The sequence below is a fragment of the Nostoc sp. genome, from assembly GCF_036919675.1.
Taxonomy (GTDB): domain Bacteria; phylum Cyanobacteriota; class Cyanobacteriia; order Cyanobacteriales; family Nostocaceae; genus Nostoc.
Genome location: NZ_JBALCP010000091.1, coordinates 12,948 through 27,745 on the forward strand (window position 1 = coordinate 12,948; position 14,798 = coordinate 27,745).

13 protein-coding genes are annotated in these 14,798 nt (G+C 42.6%); 6 read left to right on the forward strand and 7 right to left on the reverse strand.

Annotated elements, in window-relative coordinates; translation table 11 throughout:
- Nucleotides 1–7 precede the first annotated feature (7 nt).
- Nucleotides 8–532, forward strand: coding sequence for a DUF4168 domain-containing protein (locus tag V7K49_RS19245; RefSeq protein ID WP_334872065.1), 525 nt, complete (start codon nucleotides 8–10; stop codon nucleotides 530–532).
- A gap of 11 nt (nucleotides 533–543) precedes the next feature.
- On the opposite strand, the gene V7K49_RS19250 is transcribed toward V7K49_RS19245, so the two are convergent.
- The 3 genes from V7K49_RS19250 to V7K49_RS19260 form a co-directional block, all read right to left on the reverse strand.
- Nucleotides 544–1,155, reverse strand: a complete 612-nt coding sequence (locus V7K49_RS19250) for a helix-turn-helix transcriptional regulator (RefSeq protein ID WP_335206917.1) — start codon at nucleotides 1,153–1,155, stop codon at nucleotides 544–546.
- A gap of 988 nt (nucleotides 1,156–2,143) precedes the next feature.
- Nucleotides 2,144–6,145, reverse strand: a complete 4,002-nt coding sequence (locus tag V7K49_RS19255; protein ID WP_335206918.1) for a PAS domain S-box protein — start codon at nucleotides 6,143–6,145, stop codon at nucleotides 2,144–2,146.
- A gap of 187 nt (nucleotides 6,146–6,332) precedes the next feature.
- Nucleotides 6,333–8,756, reverse strand: coding sequence for a glycoside hydrolase family 31 protein (locus V7K49_RS19260; protein ID WP_335206919.1), 2,424 nt, complete (start codon nucleotides 8,754–8,756; stop codon nucleotides 6,333–6,335).
- Between the two features lie 329 nt (nucleotides 8,757–9,085).
- Here V7K49_RS19260 and V7K49_RS19265 point away from each other — a divergent pair, with 329 nt between their 5' ends.
- A complete protein-coding gene (locus V7K49_RS19265; RefSeq protein WP_335206920.1) occupies nucleotides 9,086–10,102 on the forward strand; it encodes a Vgb family protein in 1,017 nt (338 codons plus the stop codon).
- Nucleotides 10,103–10,113: 11 nt separating this feature from the next.
- On the opposite strand, the gene V7K49_RS19270 is transcribed toward V7K49_RS19265, so the two are convergent.
- From V7K49_RS19270 to V7K49_RS19285, 4 genes are all read right to left on the reverse strand, one after another.
- Nucleotides 10,114–10,419, reverse strand: a complete 306-nt coding sequence (locus V7K49_RS19270) for an alpha/beta fold hydrolase (protein WP_335206921.1) — start codon at nucleotides 10,417–10,419, stop codon at nucleotides 10,114–10,116.
- A 291-nt stretch (nucleotides 10,420–10,710) separates the two neighbouring features.
- Nucleotides 10,711–11,046 (reverse strand): hypothetical protein, encoded by a 336-nt coding sequence (locus tag V7K49_RS19275; RefSeq protein ID WP_334872077.1) that lies wholly within the window; start codon nucleotides 11,044–11,046, stop codon nucleotides 10,711–10,713.
- Nucleotides 11,046–11,405 carry a hypothetical protein gene (locus V7K49_RS19280; protein ID WP_335206922.1) on the reverse strand — a complete coding sequence of 120 codons (360 nt, stop codon included), beginning with the start codon at nucleotides 11,403–11,405 and terminating at the stop codon, nucleotides 11,046–11,048. The genes V7K49_RS19275 and V7K49_RS19280 overlap by 1 nt, the downstream gene beginning before the upstream one ends.
- Nucleotides 11,406–11,446: 41 nt before the next feature.
- A complete protein-coding gene (locus V7K49_RS19285) occupies nucleotides 11,447–11,704 on the reverse strand; it encodes a divalent metal cation transporter (protein WP_334872081.1) in 258 nt (85 codons plus the stop codon).
- A 323-nt stretch (nucleotides 11,705–12,027) separates the two neighbouring features.
- On the opposite strand from V7K49_RS19285, the gene V7K49_RS19290 reads away from it, so the two are divergent.
- The 4 genes from V7K49_RS19290 to V7K49_RS19305 all read left to right on the forward strand — a co-directional run bounded on the left by V7K49_RS19290 (nucleotide 12,028) and on the right by V7K49_RS19305 (nucleotide 14,573).
- A complete protein-coding gene (locus V7K49_RS19290; RefSeq protein WP_334872083.1) occupies nucleotides 12,028–12,207 on the forward strand; it encodes an FAD-binding protein in 180 nt (59 codons plus the stop codon).
- Entirely contained in the window at nucleotides 12,185–12,418 is a 234-nt protein-coding gene (locus tag V7K49_RS19295; protein WP_334872084.1) for a hypothetical protein, read from the forward strand. Before V7K49_RS19290 ends, V7K49_RS19295 begins: the two co-directional genes overlap by 23 nt.
- A 152-nt stretch (nucleotides 12,419–12,570) precedes the next feature.
- On the forward strand, nucleotides 12,571–13,014 hold the full coding sequence (locus V7K49_RS19300) for an FAD-dependent oxidoreductase (RefSeq protein ID WP_335206923.1): 444 nt from the start codon (nucleotides 12,571–12,573) through the stop codon (nucleotides 13,012–13,014).
- Nucleotides 13,015–13,742: 728 nt separating this feature from the next.
- Complete coding sequence (locus V7K49_RS19305; protein WP_335206924.1) at nucleotides 13,743–14,573, forward strand: phytoene/squalene synthase family protein; 831 nt, start codon at nucleotides 13,743–13,745, stop codon at nucleotides 14,571–14,573.
- Nucleotides 14,574–14,798: the final 225 nt, after the last annotated feature.

The window sequence follows — 14,798 nt, forward strand, 5'->3', positions numbered from 1 at the left end:
ACACTATATGAAGAAAACTTCCGACTTCTTTTTCCGACCTAGCCGAAAGCGAATTCTTTTCCAATCATTCTTTTTCGGTGCGATCGCTACTGTGAGTGTGATTTCCAACGCGTTCTCATTGAGTTCAAAAGCTGATGGTCAAACTCCAACACCAATAGTTAACAATACTGAAATCAACAGTTACGCTCAAGCCGTGCTGGCAATGGAGCCAGCCCGTCAAAATGCCTTTGAAGAAATTAAAAAACTTATTGGCAATGGAGAAATTCCCAAGATTGTTTGTAACGATCCTAACAGTATAAAGGATCTTCCAACAAAGGCTCAAGATATCGCCAAAAATTTCTGTACCCTGTCTGAAAAAATTGTCAAAGATAATGGTTTGAGCAATGATCAGTTCAACAAAATTACTCTGGAACTACAAAATAACAATATCTTATTAAAACAGCAGGTTTCCAATACCTTACTATGTCTACAAAAAGCTCCGAATACAATTAGGGATACAGCATTGTGCCCCAACTTGCATAACCAATTATGATTGCGATATTACTATTCAAGTACAAGAGACGCTTGTCGCTTGGTGTGAATATTTTTCATGTGCTTTTTCACGGTGTTGATGGTGATGTAAAGCTTATTAGCAATTTCTTTGTAGCTGTAGTTGCTTCTATAGAGAAACCAAATTTCAGCTTCTCGCGGTGTCAGGTCAAATTTTTTAACTTCAGTGAGTGCTACATTTTTCACAGACTCATATTGGTTTTCTATGGTCACTAACAAGCAAGGCACTTCAAACCCCTCTAAATCTAGCAATCTCACCCTAATCCGAAAAACATTTGACTTATCAAGCACAATCTCATCTGACAGAATTAGCAGTTTATCAGAAAACAAATACCGACTATTGAGTAACGATTTACAAAGATTCCAGATGGCTGGGGGTACAAAATTCTGATTAAAATTGCCTTGATTAAATTGACAACAAAGGCGATGAGCAGATGCATTAGCATGAATCGCTTTACCAGCCTTGCTTAAAATTAATATACCGTCTTCTAAGCCTTCAATTACTTCTTGTAAAAAATCAGCTCGCTTCGACTCATGTAAGTTAATACTATCTAGCTGTTGTGGTTCAGCTACTATTTGTACTAATGTCTTTGTTAGAGCAATCATAGGAGGTATTGTAATGTATTAAATACTGCTTATTAGTTAGATTTATGGTAGTTGGAAGATGCACATCTTTTTTTTGTATGATTATCTGAATAAATTACGTGAATATTACAGACCAATCATGCTAAAAACAGTAATACAAGTGTAATTTTTAACATAATTTCCTGACAATACTCAAACAACAATTTATGTAGCCTGTTTCGATTAACTCAGGTTACATAATTTAAATACAATTCTAAAATTGCCTATTTCGGAAGTTGCTTCCAAATAAGTTTTGGATAAGTTCTTCCCGCCTGTAGTCACCCCCTTATAGCGTTTCCTAACGCTCTTTTATGTCTCTGAAGAGAGAAAAATAAGATGCTGACTTTGAATCTTTTTTAAAACCTCGCTTGATAAGCATTGCCAAAAAATCCTTGTTAGGAACCAAGCCCGGAGAAACAAGGTTTTAAATATTCTCTAATGAGAGTAATAAAAGAGTGCTAATAAGAGTGACGTTAAGCTGTACCTCACCCTGATAAAGAATAAGCATCTCCCCTCTCCAAACTCACCCAGAGGGGTTGGGGGTGAGGTTTTGTGTATTTCATGCACCTGGGAACCCCTAGAAAAATGGAGTAAAGGAGGAAAACAGCAAGCCTTTTTAAGGGGAGTCATTGCATTGGCTATTGAAGCTGCTTCTAATAGACCTCTTGCATAAATCAAAAATAAGAACCCCACCCCGCCAAAGCTACGCTTTGTCTCCCCTCCCCTTGGTAAGGGGAGGGGTTAGGAGTGGGGTGTTAGGGATTTTTGCAAGAGGTCTACTAAATAGCGATCGCTCCAATACAGAATAATTATTCATATTGAGATAAAAATATACATATATAGGACTCATATTTGATTTTTGAAATATACGTAGGGGATCTGGTGATAAATTCCCAGGTATCGGTTTGGTGATTTACAACCAGTACGCCCACGCCAAGGAGGGAAGAGGAAAAGAGGGGAGAGGGAGAGGCTACGAGGCTGCGAGGGGGCGACTTTTCAAAAGTGGTAGCTTGACTGTAAACGTTGCTCCTTGCTCTTTACCTGGACTATCTACGTGGATAGTACCGCCATGTAATTCTACTAAATGACGCACGATCGCTAATCCTAGTCCTAATCCACCATAGGTTCTAGTGTTAGAACTATCAGCTTGACGAAAGCGATCGAAGACGTAAGGAAGAAAGTCAGGACTGATACCAATGCCTGTATCAATCACGTGAATTTGGGCATATTTATCCGTTGTCTGTTGTTTTTCTTTACCAGTGACTACTGACAATTGCACTTCTACCCGTCCTCCTACGGGTGTGAATTTGATGGCATTGGATAGCAGATTCCAGATTATTTGTTGCAAGCGCTCGAAATCCCCGGAAATTAAGAATTGAGAATTTTCGCTAAATTTGCTGTCCTCTGAGTGTTGATTGGTTTGGGATTGTGCTTCTAGAGATTCTAGATTTTCGCGATTGATTCCTAATCCCAAATCTGAATTTTGCGCGAAAGTGACCACGGGGAGTATCCCCGGTGGCGCATTTCGCGTTTCTTTTGAGGGAATCAGGGAAAATCTCAAATCGATTTCCTTGGACTGGGCGGCTAGACTAACAGTCTCAATGGCTGACTCAATCATCCCAACCAAATTGCATGTACCAACATTGAGGCGTAACTTACCTCTAATCATCCGTGATATATCCAGCAGGTCTTCAATTAGCTGGGTTTGCGCCTTAGCATTGCGCTCAATTGTCTCCGTAGCCCTAGCCATTTGGGTTTCACTCAGCTTGCTTCGTTGCAGCAATTGCGCCCAGCCAAGAATGGCATTGAGGGGCGATCGCAACTCGTGGGACAATATCCCTAAGAATTCATCCTTCATGCGGTTAGCATCTTGCAACTCCTCAGTTTGTTGTTGCAAAGAAGCAATTAAACTAGCCCGTTCCATTGCGATCGCTATTTGGTCGCATACTGCTTGCATCATCCCCTTTTGATTGTCGGTGAAGCTTAACAGAGTGCGGCTGCCAAAAGAAAGAGTACCCAACAGCCGTCCTTGAGCGATCAATGGATATGCATAATAAGCAGTAATGCCTAAAGAGCGAATCAATTCTGTTTTCTCTTCAGTTGATTGCTGCACATTCTCTACAGCTATAGGATGGCGTGAGAGCGCTACAGTACCACAAACCCCTTGACCAAATTCCAATCTCTCAATTTCCTTTGCCATCTCCTGGGAAATACCACTGTAAGACCCCAACTGCAATATCTGAGAGTTATCCTCAACCAAATAGTTAAAGTAAATATCTAAATCAATTTGGTCTTTTAGTTTTCGGTAGACGCTATCGATTAGTACTACTGGTTGTTGGCTCGATAGTAAATCGTTAGCTGTGTCAAATAGTAGGTTTAGCCTTTTGTAACCTAACGAGAGTGCTTTTTGTACCTTTTTGAGGTTGCTAATCTCTTGGAACACCAAGATACAGGTAGCTGGATGACCGTGCATTGCTGGCAGAGTATCAGCAAATACTAGTAGAGAGCGGACACCACCGGGAGTGTGCCAGTCTACTTCTAATCCATTCAGGCGTTCGCCAAGGGCAACCCGCACTCCTGGCATTTGCTGATTGGGGATGCGATCGCCAGCTGCATCTGTGTAGTGGTAAACTGTGTGATAATCTGCGGCTGGTACACCTTTGGGAAATTCGCCCCCAGCTAATTCGTCAGCAGAGCGATTGGCAAAAGTTACCCGCGCCGTTCCTGGTTCGATAAACAGCAAAGGTCTTGGCATCAGATTTAACACATCCTCTAGCCATTTTTGCTGATTTAGGAGTACTTCCTCTGCCTGTTTGCGCTCCGTAATATCTAAAAATGCACCAACGCTTCCTCTAGTTTTACCCTCTTCGTCAAACAGGGGTGCAACATACTCCAACAGGTTGACGATTTTTCCATTTTCATGGACGACATTGAGTTCACAATCCAAAACTTCGACACCATGAGTGGCAGAGTATTGCATTGGCAGTTCCTCTGCTGAGAGTTCCCTTCCTTCTCGGTAGATTTTAAAGCTTGTCGATTTTTCGTTACTGGGAGCGTTGAGGGAGGCATTTGTATCTGACGATATTCCCAACTGCTTGGCAAAAGCAGGGTTGACCTTGATATTTTGGCATTTTGGATCTTCAGCAATGCCAATTCCAATGGGAATGACCTCCAACAAAGTTTGTAACTCAGTAATGCGGCGCTGTAAATCCTTGTTTAGTTGTAAGATTTGTTCCTTAGCCTGTTTTTGTTCGCTGATGTTGCGAGTCACAGTTGCTAAGGCAATTGGCTGACCTGTCTTATTGTCTGTAACAGTGAAGATGTTGTAATCAACTGGTATCGCTTGACCTGTTTGGAGGTGACAAAAGCAGAATTCTCCCTGCCAGCGCCCTTGTAATAGCACAGTCGGCAGTATATATTCTTGAAAATAGGCTTTGTCTTTGGGCATGACGTAATCTAATACTGCTTTTTGCCTCACTTCATCAAGGCTGGCAAGCCCTACCAGCTTTTGACCTGCATCATTTATGAAGAGTAATTCACCCTCAAGGGTGGCGATGCCGATAAAGTCAGAGCTATTTTCTACCAGCGATACTAATTTTTGTTGCTCTGCTTCTGCTTGCTTGCGTTCGCTCAAGTCGAGGATAAATGCTACTGACTCTTCTCGGTTTTCTCCTAGCAGTACGTAACCAACTAAAACTGGGATGCGGCTACCATCCTTGCGAATATATTCTTTTTCGTAAGGCGTACAAGCACCGTTGGCGCTTCCTTGTGCTTCGGCAACACTTCGCTCATCCAAGTATAGATACTCTGGTGGTGTGATATTGCTCCAACTTAGCCTACCTGCTAACAAATCCTCCCGCGTGTAACCAATCATCCTCAAGAATTCGTCGTTTGCTTGCTGGATACCGCCATACACGTCGCCAAACAGAATGCCGATGACGTTAGCATCTACAAAACTCCCCAGTTTAGCTTCGTAGGTTCTCAGTGCTTCTTGGGCAAGATCACGTTGATGGCTAAGGCGTTCAATAACCGCCGCACTTTGCCAAATCAAAACAGTAAAAATTACAATCAGGACGATGGCAAACACCGATACTGCAAAAGCTGGATCGTATTGTCCCGCCCGTTGACCTTCAACAATTATCCACCCCAATCCAAAAGGGACTGCGATCGCAGCAACCAACAAACGACGTGCAATTAAGCCGCCGTAGGTATCACTTGTAACTACCCTCATTAACCCCTGGTCTGCCCGCGCCCAGAGAATGCCTATACCTAGTAAGCTGAACAACACCGCTGTGTGTAAGGCCATTGATGTTGTATAAGGGGCAAGTCCGTAGAGAACTTTCACTTTATAGGCATAGCCCATGAGCGCTTGAAAGGAAATTAAAGTAGCTATCAGAGCGATAATCTGGGCATACCAATAACTGCGGTCGGTTTTTGGATCAACCACAATCTGTAAGGCGACGCCCACCAGCATAAAGTTCAGTGCTGTGTTCACCCCCATTCGCCCCGGATGCGATGTCGCTATACTAGTTAGCGAATCACGCGATAGCAGTTCGTCAATCCCAAGATTCCAGCCAAACAGATATTCACAGACTGTAAGCACAGCAATTGTGGTAGCCGCTATTGCACATACCCTAGAAATTAGAAGACTGGGGAAGTGGGGAAATAATTTTGAGTCGCACCTTTGGTGCGCTTCCAGCGCAACTTGAATTTTGAATTTTGAATTGTTTCCCCCTCCTCTTAAAAATAGCCACAGCGACACACCACACAGCAAAAAACACAGCGCTGTATTGACTTTCATTGTCGCCGAACTACCAGGGAAGCCGCGCTTGAGAACTTCAATGCCAAGCCACCAGCCAACTAGTACCAAGCTGCCAACAAAAACAGCGAGCAAACTTGCGACTTTTGCCACAAGTGAATTTGTAGTAATTTTAAATCTATCTTGCAGCCGCAAGCGGTTAAAATTTAACATTGAGTGTTCTCTAACCGCATCTATCTAGCGTGGTAAACTTCGGTATTTCTTACGGTTTTATCATTTAGATCCTTTGTATTGTATGTTACCCCTTGACTTGCTTTTCATCTACCTGTATGCATATTTTTTCTGGCACAATTTAGAGTAGGAAATAATGGTGGTTTAAAAAACCACCCTTGCGAGTATTTCAAAATTGCAGAGTATGTCGCTTACCATCATCTTGGAAACATTGCTCTCCAATACCAACAAGTTCTACAATCACTTCCCGCGGTGGAGGTGTCCATTCCCCAACTCTTGCTCCAATTTCGACTACTATTTGATTAGACTCACTAAATACGCTGATACTTGCTAGCGAAAACTTTTTATCTTGATACTTGTTTGTCTGTCCATCGTCTTCAAATAGCTGATATTCGTTATTACCAGGCCAAATCCGTAATCGGATCTCGTCGAGTGAGGCTTGATCAACGTATTGCTTGACAGGTTGCATGGGAACGATCGCACCGCTACGGACATATAGTGGCATTCTTTCTAGTGGTGCATGAGCAAGAATGTGAATCGGGCCTTCATAACGCTCACCACTCCACCAATCATACCAAGTACCAAGGGGTAAGTAGACAGATCGATGCTCAACTCCAGGGCGGTAAATTGGTGCAGCCATCAGCGATGCACCTAGCAATACTTGATCGTAGAGGCTATAGGTTTTCGGATCGTTGGGGAAATGGTACAATAAGGGTCTTAAAATCGGTGCGCCCGTTGTTGCTGCTTCCCAGAAAAGACTATAAATGTAGGGAAGTAGTTGGTAGCGTAAATTAATATATTCTCGACAGATATTTTCAACGCGATCGCCAAATACCCAAGGTTCATGACGAGCAGTAGACATTGCCGAGTGAGCGCGCATCATTGGGTACAGCATTCCTACCTGCATCCACCGAGCGAATAATTCAGCTGTGGCGTTACCAGCAAACCCGCCAATATCGCAACCCACAAACCCCACACCCGAAAGTCCCATGTTGCAAAGCATTGGCAGAGACATTTCTAAATGCTCCCACAACGATTGGTTATCCCCCATCCACACAGAAGACCAGCGTTGCACACCAGCATAACCCGATCGCGTTAACACAAACGATCGCTCCGAGCTTCGATGCCGTTCCAATCCTTCATAGCAAGCTTTAGCCATCATTAACCCATACAAATTATGTACTTCCGTATGAGTCACATCAATTTTAGATTTTGGACTTCGGCTTACTTCGACTTCGCTCAGTACAAGTCGCTCAGTCGAACGATTTTGGATTTTGGATTGAGAATTATCTCCATCTCCTCCCTGTGGTGCATCTAAGGGGAACCAAATCTTTTCACCTTCATCCCCAAAGGGGCGATCGTTTATAGCAGGTTCATTCATATCATTCCAAATTCCTGCCACACCAACATCGGTTAAGCTTTTGTGTAAATCAGCCCACCAGTTAGACACATCAGGACGTAAAAAGTCAGGAAAAACAGCTTTCTCAGGCCAAACGTAGCCGTGAAACAACGTACCATCAGCTTTACGCACAAAATAATCGTTTTCTAATCCTTGGTCAAAAACGTGATAATTGCCTTCTGGTTCATATTTCACACCAGGATCAATGATTGTGACTGTTTTGAAACCATCCTGTGCTAAGTCACTAATAAGTTTTGCCGCGTCGGGGAAACGCTGGGGACTCCAGGTAAACACCCGATAGCCCCGCATATAGTCAATATCGAGGTGAATGACATCGCAGGGAATGCGGCGTTGGCGAAATTCCTTTGCTAGTTCCCGCACAACGGTTTCTGATTCGTAACTCCAGCGACATTGATGATAACCTAGCGCCCATTTCGGCGGTAATGGCATTCTCCCAGTTAGCTGAGTGTAAGTCTCCAGGATTTGGGCTGGTTCAGGACCGTAGATAATGTAGTAATCCAATTCACCGCCACGAGTTTCCATCTTCCAAATACCTGGTTGTTCAGCACCGATATCGAACTGACTCCAAAAAGTGGTATTGAAAAAGATGCCATAGCTTACCTCTGGGCGCAAAGCCATAAAAAATGGAATTGCTTGGTACATTTCATCAGTTAGTGCATCATAATCTAAAGAATCCGTTGTCCAGTTGGTTTTTACTTCGCTGAGTTTATCCAGAAAGCCTGTACGTTCACCAAAGCCATAGAAATGTTCATCGGCGGCAATTTCTTTCCACCCTGCAACTGCGCCCATCCGCCAACCTATACCCATCTCTGCATCTTGGGCAAAGGGACGATTAGCTTTGTCAAAACAGGCGATGCGACACTTTTCTCGCTGGACGCACACACGAATCTGTGCTGTTTCAATTTCTACCGTCGCTTCAGTTTCCCGGACTGCAAAAGGTGTTGTCGCCCATTCTGCATCATCCAGCGTCACTGCCCAAGAGCGGCGAGGCATAAATTCCCCAGTTTGTGCAAAACGCACACGGATTAAATTGGGAGCAAGTACGCTGATGGTAAGGCGTGAGTCACCACAGTCAAAATTAATAATATTATTGTCCCAGGTTACAGCTTTTACATTGCTAACAGTTGTCCAAGGTTGGTTAGTAGTGGGTAGTTTTCCGAAATATTGCGGCATATCAGTTATTAAGCAGGTTAATACTTGTCGGCATTCATGATTACAGAGATACTCAGCCTGAAACTCTTTCTTTCGCTAGAAGTTGGGTGAAAGATTAGGAGATATTTTTTACCAAGAATGGTTTTTGTAATCCACAAGTTATTGTTACCACACTAAATACCAATACGCTTGGGTTAAGGAAATTTATCCGTTGAGGCAGCCAGAGCAGAGGAGGGCAAACGCATCTAAATTACTTTTGCTTACAACCAAAGTTAAGAACCAACAAGGATAGGCTACAAATTTATGATTAACTGTACTAAGTAATTATCGTTGTTTTAGCTAACAAAATTATGAGATTTTTCAATTTTTGTCAGATCAGCCTCCCACTGATAAGCTTTGCATTGCTAGGGTGGGTAGCCCCAAGAGTTAACGCAGCACTTTTAGTGGGGAGTTATAATAATAACTCCGTTCTGCGCTATGACGAAAAAACGGGAGAATTCATTGATGACTTCGTTCCTTCCGGTAGTGGCGGACTAAAGGGACCAACTGGTTTAACTATTGGACCCGATAAAAATCTCTATGTTAGTAGTATTTTGAGCGGTAGCGTCAAACGTTACGACGGAAAAACAGGGAATTTCATTAGTAGCTTTGTTCCTTCTCTTAGTGGTGGACTAGATACACCTGAAGACTTAGTTTTTGGATCTGACAGCAACCTCTACGTTACCAGTGTTAACAGCCGCACTAGTAATAGTGTTCTACGCTACAACGGGCAAACTGGAGCTTTTATTGACACTTTTGTCCCATCAGGTAGCGGCGGACTCAGTGCACCTGTTAGTTTGAGCTTTGGTTCAGACGGAAACCTTTACGTCAGTAGTACTCTTACTGATAGTATTTTAAGGTATAACGGGCAAACAGGGGCATTTATCGACACTTTTGCAACAGAGGAAAAAGGGTCAGAACCTGGTGGCTTGACCTTTGGATCAGACGGCAATCTCTACGTTGCTAACTTTAATACTAATAATATTTCGCGCTTTAACGGTAAGACAGGAGTCTTTATCGACACTTTTGTTTCGGCTGGCAGTGGCGGACTCAATGATCCTATCAAGCCAATCTTCGGTCCCGACGCAAACCTTTACGTTAGTGGTTTAAAAAGTAACAATGTGTTGCGTTACGACGGCAAGACAGGAGCTTTTATTGACACCTTTATCCCTGCCGGTCGAGGTGGGTTAAATGGGGCTGGCTTTTTGGCTTTCACTGAAGACAGCATTGTTGTTCCAGAACCTAGAATGGGGCTAGCTGTGTTGGCACTTGGTGCTGCGCTAGGAGCAGGCAAGGTAGTTAGCCGTAAGCAGAAAGCCACATCATAAAAATCTAGCAATTAAGCTTTATCCTTAATCAATCCATCACTGCTAATACCAATTCTGGCGTTGCTGAATTTAGGGATGAAAATGATTTTGTCCGATTTCAAAACCTTTGTAAAAACGTTGCATTGCAACGTCTCTACACCAAGAATCATACATCTAATCAGCAACGCCTCAATTGACTGGCTTTTTGTCCGTCCAGAATCGCGGTTATCAAACAGAATGACTTGGTAATGTTTTGCCAGTTCATCAGGCAACACATCTCCCCAATCTAAAAGGCTGAAGCTGAAACCCATAACCATGAGTAGCGGATACCCACCCACTGCCTTTAACCTCGTAGTAAATGCTAATATCTCCAACTTGAACTTCTGGCATTTGAACATTAAAAAAGATGAAGAATAGGAAAATATAATAATTAGCTTTTAAAAGATTTTTAAAAGTTTTTAGAGAATTTTAGTCAAATTAACATCATACTAAGTCTCAATTTATTAATACTATAAAATACTTAACATTACTAAATTTAATTAAAAGAAGGTGCAGGCGACCAAAAATGTTTAATATTTACAGCGTTTTGCAACTTAGCGACATCATCCGCCTGCCTCCTTCAAGCCAAGTTACTCTGTATCCTGCTGCTCGTCTAATGACTTTAATGTATCTAGACTGCAACGCAAACGAGGCTTTTCAGGGTCAGTCAAATCTAGCTTGTCCCAAGGTATTGTATAACCACCGTAAATTTTCTGTGCCCCAAGTAGATGCAAAATTTTTAACCCAATTGTCCAAGCGGATAGCCGTTCTAAAACGGCAGCATAGCCGATAAGATATTCTTTAACAATCCATTCTTCGCCTTGTTGTTCGGCGCGTACTTCCTGAATGCGTCCGACGGTTTTACCTGTTGAGTCTAGTACTGGTTTACTCAGCAGTAATTCTAGATGAATTTCACGAGTTGTCATTATCCCCCTCCTGGAATTCGTGCGATGATGCGATCGCGCAACCATTTTTCATAGCCTAAGGCTGGTGTTGCTTCAGCTTCAACATCGACTTCAACATCAATACCAATATCCCGCACTTTTGACCACGGAATCCGAAACGGTTCACTTTGTTTAGCACCCCATTTACTTGCAATTGTTGCTACAAAACCTGCCAAACGCGGATTTAGCCGTCTGGTAAGGGTTGTTACTCCTACTTCAATATAAGCAAGTCGTGGTGGTTCGCGATCGCGCAACTCCATCACAATGCCATCAACTTTACCCATTTTGCGTTGATTACTGTCAACTAATTGGTTATCAAGAATATCTCTAATAACATCCATTTCCTACCCTCCAATAATTTCCAGTGGAATAGCAACGATCGCTAGCACAGTGGAATAATATAAAAGTTAAACCCAAATCGTTCTCGCACCGCCGCAGCTAATGTATGTTTGCTAACGGCTGCTAAACGTCCAGACATTTCCACCAGAAAGATTACACAAATTGTCCCTAAGACAATCGCCCAGATTAGTTGGAAGCTGTAAATAGATCCAGCTTCGGCAGCAGTAGCGATCGCACCTACATCCAAAAAGCCGCCAATACTGGTAACAATACCAAGAGCGATTTCAAAAATTTTATTCATTGGTTTGCCCTGCAACTTTTCTTAGCTTGTTTAGCGATCGCTTTTCTGCTGCTATTGCAAGGGTTAAAAGTATATAGAGGCGCAATAAAAAAATGAAAGATGTCAAAATATTTTTCCTTTTTATTCCTTCTTAGTCAAGACTTACAGATTAAAAACTTAAACGTTGCTCCGCTGATCAAGCCTTAAAAAGGGGTGAATCTCTAGAGCCAACTTTTTAAGGGGTTGGGAAATCTCTTGTGCATAAGTCCTATTCCCTTGCCTCGCTCTTATCCCTATAACCTTCTTTCTAGAAACTAAATTTGGCTTGAGACTCTATTAAGAATATGCGAAACGACTCTGGTAAAACTATTTCTATTTGGATGACAACGGCAGAAGTCCCAGATCAACCCCTACTTACCGAAAATACTCATGCAGATGTGTGCGTTGTCGGTGCTGGGATAGCAGGGATGTCAGCTGCCTATATGTTAACCCGCGAAGGTAATGTCAGTAGTAGTGCTGGATGATGGCCCCATTGGTGGCGGTCAAACGGCAAGAACAACGGCACACTTATCGAATGTGTTGACTTATCGTTACCACGAACTGGAGCAAATGCACGGTGAAGAGGGCGCAAAACTTGTTGCTCAAAGTCATACAACAGCAATTAATACTATAGAGGCGATCGCCACCCAAGAAAACATTAACTGCGACTTGGAGAGACTTGACTACGAATTTTAGATAAAAGATTTTAGATAAAAGATTTTTTGGTTCATGCCCCGCCCCGCACAACTCTTGGAGACGCTAACGCGAACGTGCCCCTCTTGCTAGCTTGCTTCTCCTACGGAGTATGTGGGCGGAACAAATCCAAAATTCTCAATTTAAAATTCGGCTTGCCCCATACCCAATCTTACCGGGGTCAATCCAAAATCCAAAATCCAAAATCCAAAATCCAAAATCCAAAATTGATTGACGGCTATCTTTTTCCCCCAGACCTGAAATCAATAGATGAGATTCAGCAGGAGTTAGAAGCAGTACACCGGGTCGGACTCACTAACGTAGAAATGGTGAAGAAAGCCCCGTTGAGCGATTTTTATACAGGAGTGTGTCTACGCTTTCCCCAACAAGGGCAATTTGATCCACTGAAATATCTAACTGGACTTGCAGAAGCTATACAACGCCGTGGTGGTAGAATTTATCCGGAGGCACACGTAGAAAAAATTCCAGGTGGTTTACCCGCCCGTGTTGAGACGAGCAGTGGTAAAGTTGTGAGAGCTGATGCTGTGGTAGTAGCAACCAACTCGCCCAATGAGGTGACATCAGTGGAAAACAAGTAAAAAGTGGAGACCATAGCTTTAGCCTGACTCTAAACAACTTGTTGAATCTCTATATCTTGAGACTGAATGAGAGGTCAAATATTCACAAATGTTTTGTTGAGTAGGCTGTTTTGTCAATCTCGTAAATATACGGGAACTTCTTGCTCTAGGTTATGGTCACTTTATGTCACTTTGAACAGCAAGGACGCTCCCACTGTAACCGATCAAGCGTAGGCGTAGCTCAACCCAAGGATTGCAGCCCTCTATGTCCAATTTGACCTTAACTCTTAGGCAAGCCGCCGTTCGCACCTTTAAGTGCGTACAGTTACTGTTATCCGTTACCAGCTTTTCCTAAATTGCCTTTATATATACAATAATTATACTTTGTTAGTCAGATTAACGCAGACTTAAAACACTTTCAAATCTCTAAAATGGATGTTTGCTGATGGAAAAATTTCGCGAGAATTAACAAAATACTAGCATAATTCTTTATATATACACTAAAAGTTTCTGAAAGCTATATCAAACGACGCCTTACACATTTTTGCAACCAAAACCTTATATACTAGATAGGACTTTGATAAATTTGAGAGTTTTGTTAATTGCAACACCAAAAACTATTAATTTTTAGATTAAATACTAGCGTATCTTATGGTCTATAGTTTTTAAGGTTTAGTCAAAACTATATCCAGTATCATCAAAAAACTGCAAACTTCATGTGGTGCAAAAATCAATCGGGGAGTGAAAACATGAATTTACGTAGAGATGCATTGCAAATCCTCAAAGAAACTAGCCGAACTTTTTATATTCCAATTAGTCTTTTACCGCCAGGATTGCAAGAAGCAGTAGCATCAGCATATTTGTGTATGCGTGCCATTGATGAAATTGAAGATCATCCCGAACTAGATAACGCTACTAAAGCAAAGCTGTTAAGAACGATTAGTCTGACATTACAGGCAGGGGTTGATGGCTTCGCGGTAGATGCTTTCTTTGGAGGATTTAGTGGGTATGAGAATACCTTAGAAGAAGTCACTGTGAGGATTAGAGAATGGTCACTGCTAGCACCAGAGACCATTGCACCTCGAATTTGGGATGCCACTGCTGCAATGGCAGACCGGATGGCTTACTGGGCAGAAAAAAACTGGAAAATTTACACAGAATCTGATTTGGATCGTTATACTTTTGGGGTTGCAGGTGCAGTGGGATTATTACTTTCGGACTTATGGACTTGGTACGATGGAACGCAAACTAACCGGACCCAGGCGATTGGGTTTGGTCGGGGTTTACAAGCAGTTAATATCCTGCGTAACCATACTCAAGATTTAGGGCGTGGGGTAGACTTTTTTCCAGAGGGTTGGAATGCAGCAAATATGCAAGAGTATGCTCGGCGCAATCTAGCCCTAGCAGAAGCCTACACCAAAAATCTTCCTACAGGCCCAGCCTTAGATTTTTGCCAAATTCCCTTAACATTGGCTAATGGCACCCTTGACGCCCTTGCTAATGGTAAAGAGAAACTCAGCCGCAGTGATGTTTTTGCACTTATAGAACAGCTGATTAGTGTGGACATGAAAGCCAGCTAATAGTCACTTAAGGACTAATGGAGACAATTCTAAATTGCCTCCAAATTTGGGCATCCAAAATCCTACAGCAATTTTTTGTAGGATGGGCACTGCCCTTCAATACCTCCAATACCAATTTTGGATTTTGGGTCGCACCAAAGGTGCGCTGACAGCGCAAGCTGAATTTTGGATTCAAAGTCTCTGGCTTAAGGCTGTTTCAGCAATGTCAAACAATACTACCTATAA

What these genes read in the sequence shown, in the direction of transcription:
- V7K49_RS19245 (WP_334872065.1), top strand. Translation starts at nt 8, where the DNA reads ATGAAGAAAACTTCCGACTTCTTTTTCCGACCTAGCCGAAAGCGAATT.
- V7K49_RS19250 (WP_335206917.1), bottom strand. Translation starts at nt 1,155, where the DNA reads ATGATTGCTCTAACAAAGACATTAGTACAAATAGTAGCTGAACCACAA.
- V7K49_RS19255 (WP_335206918.1), bottom strand. Translation starts at nt 6,145, where the DNA reads ATGTTAAATTTTAACCGCTTGCGGCTGCAAGATAGATTTAAAATTACT.
- V7K49_RS19260 (WP_335206919.1), bottom strand. Translation starts at nt 8,756, where the DNA reads ATGCCGCAATATTTCGGAAAACTACCCACTACTAACCAACCTTGGACA.
- V7K49_RS19265 (WP_335206920.1), top strand. Translation starts at nt 9,086, where the DNA reads ATGAGATTTTTCAATTTTTGTCAGATCAGCCTCCCACTGATAAGCTTT.
- V7K49_RS19275 (WP_334872077.1), bottom strand. Translation starts at nt 11,046, where the DNA reads ATGACAACTCGTGAAATTCATCTAGAATTACTGCTGAGTAAACCAGTA.
- V7K49_RS19280 (WP_335206922.1), bottom strand. Translation starts at nt 11,405, where the DNA reads ATGGATGTTATTAGAGATATTCTTGATAACCAATTAGTTGACAGTAAT.
- V7K49_RS19285 (WP_334872081.1), bottom strand. Translation starts at nt 11,704, where the DNA reads ATGAATAAAATTTTTGAAATCGCTCTTGGTATTGTTACCAGTATTGGC.
- V7K49_RS19290 (WP_334872083.1), top strand. Translation starts at nt 12,028, where the DNA reads ATGCGAAACGACTCTGGTAAAACTATTTCTATTTGGATGACAACGGCA.
- V7K49_RS19295 (WP_334872084.1), top strand. Translation starts at nt 12,185, where the DNA reads ATGTCAGTAGTAGTGCTGGATGATGGCCCCATTGGTGGCGGTCAAACG.
- V7K49_RS19305 (WP_335206924.1), top strand. Translation starts at nt 13,743, where the DNA reads ATGAATTTACGTAGAGATGCATTGCAAATCCTCAAAGAAACTAGCCGA.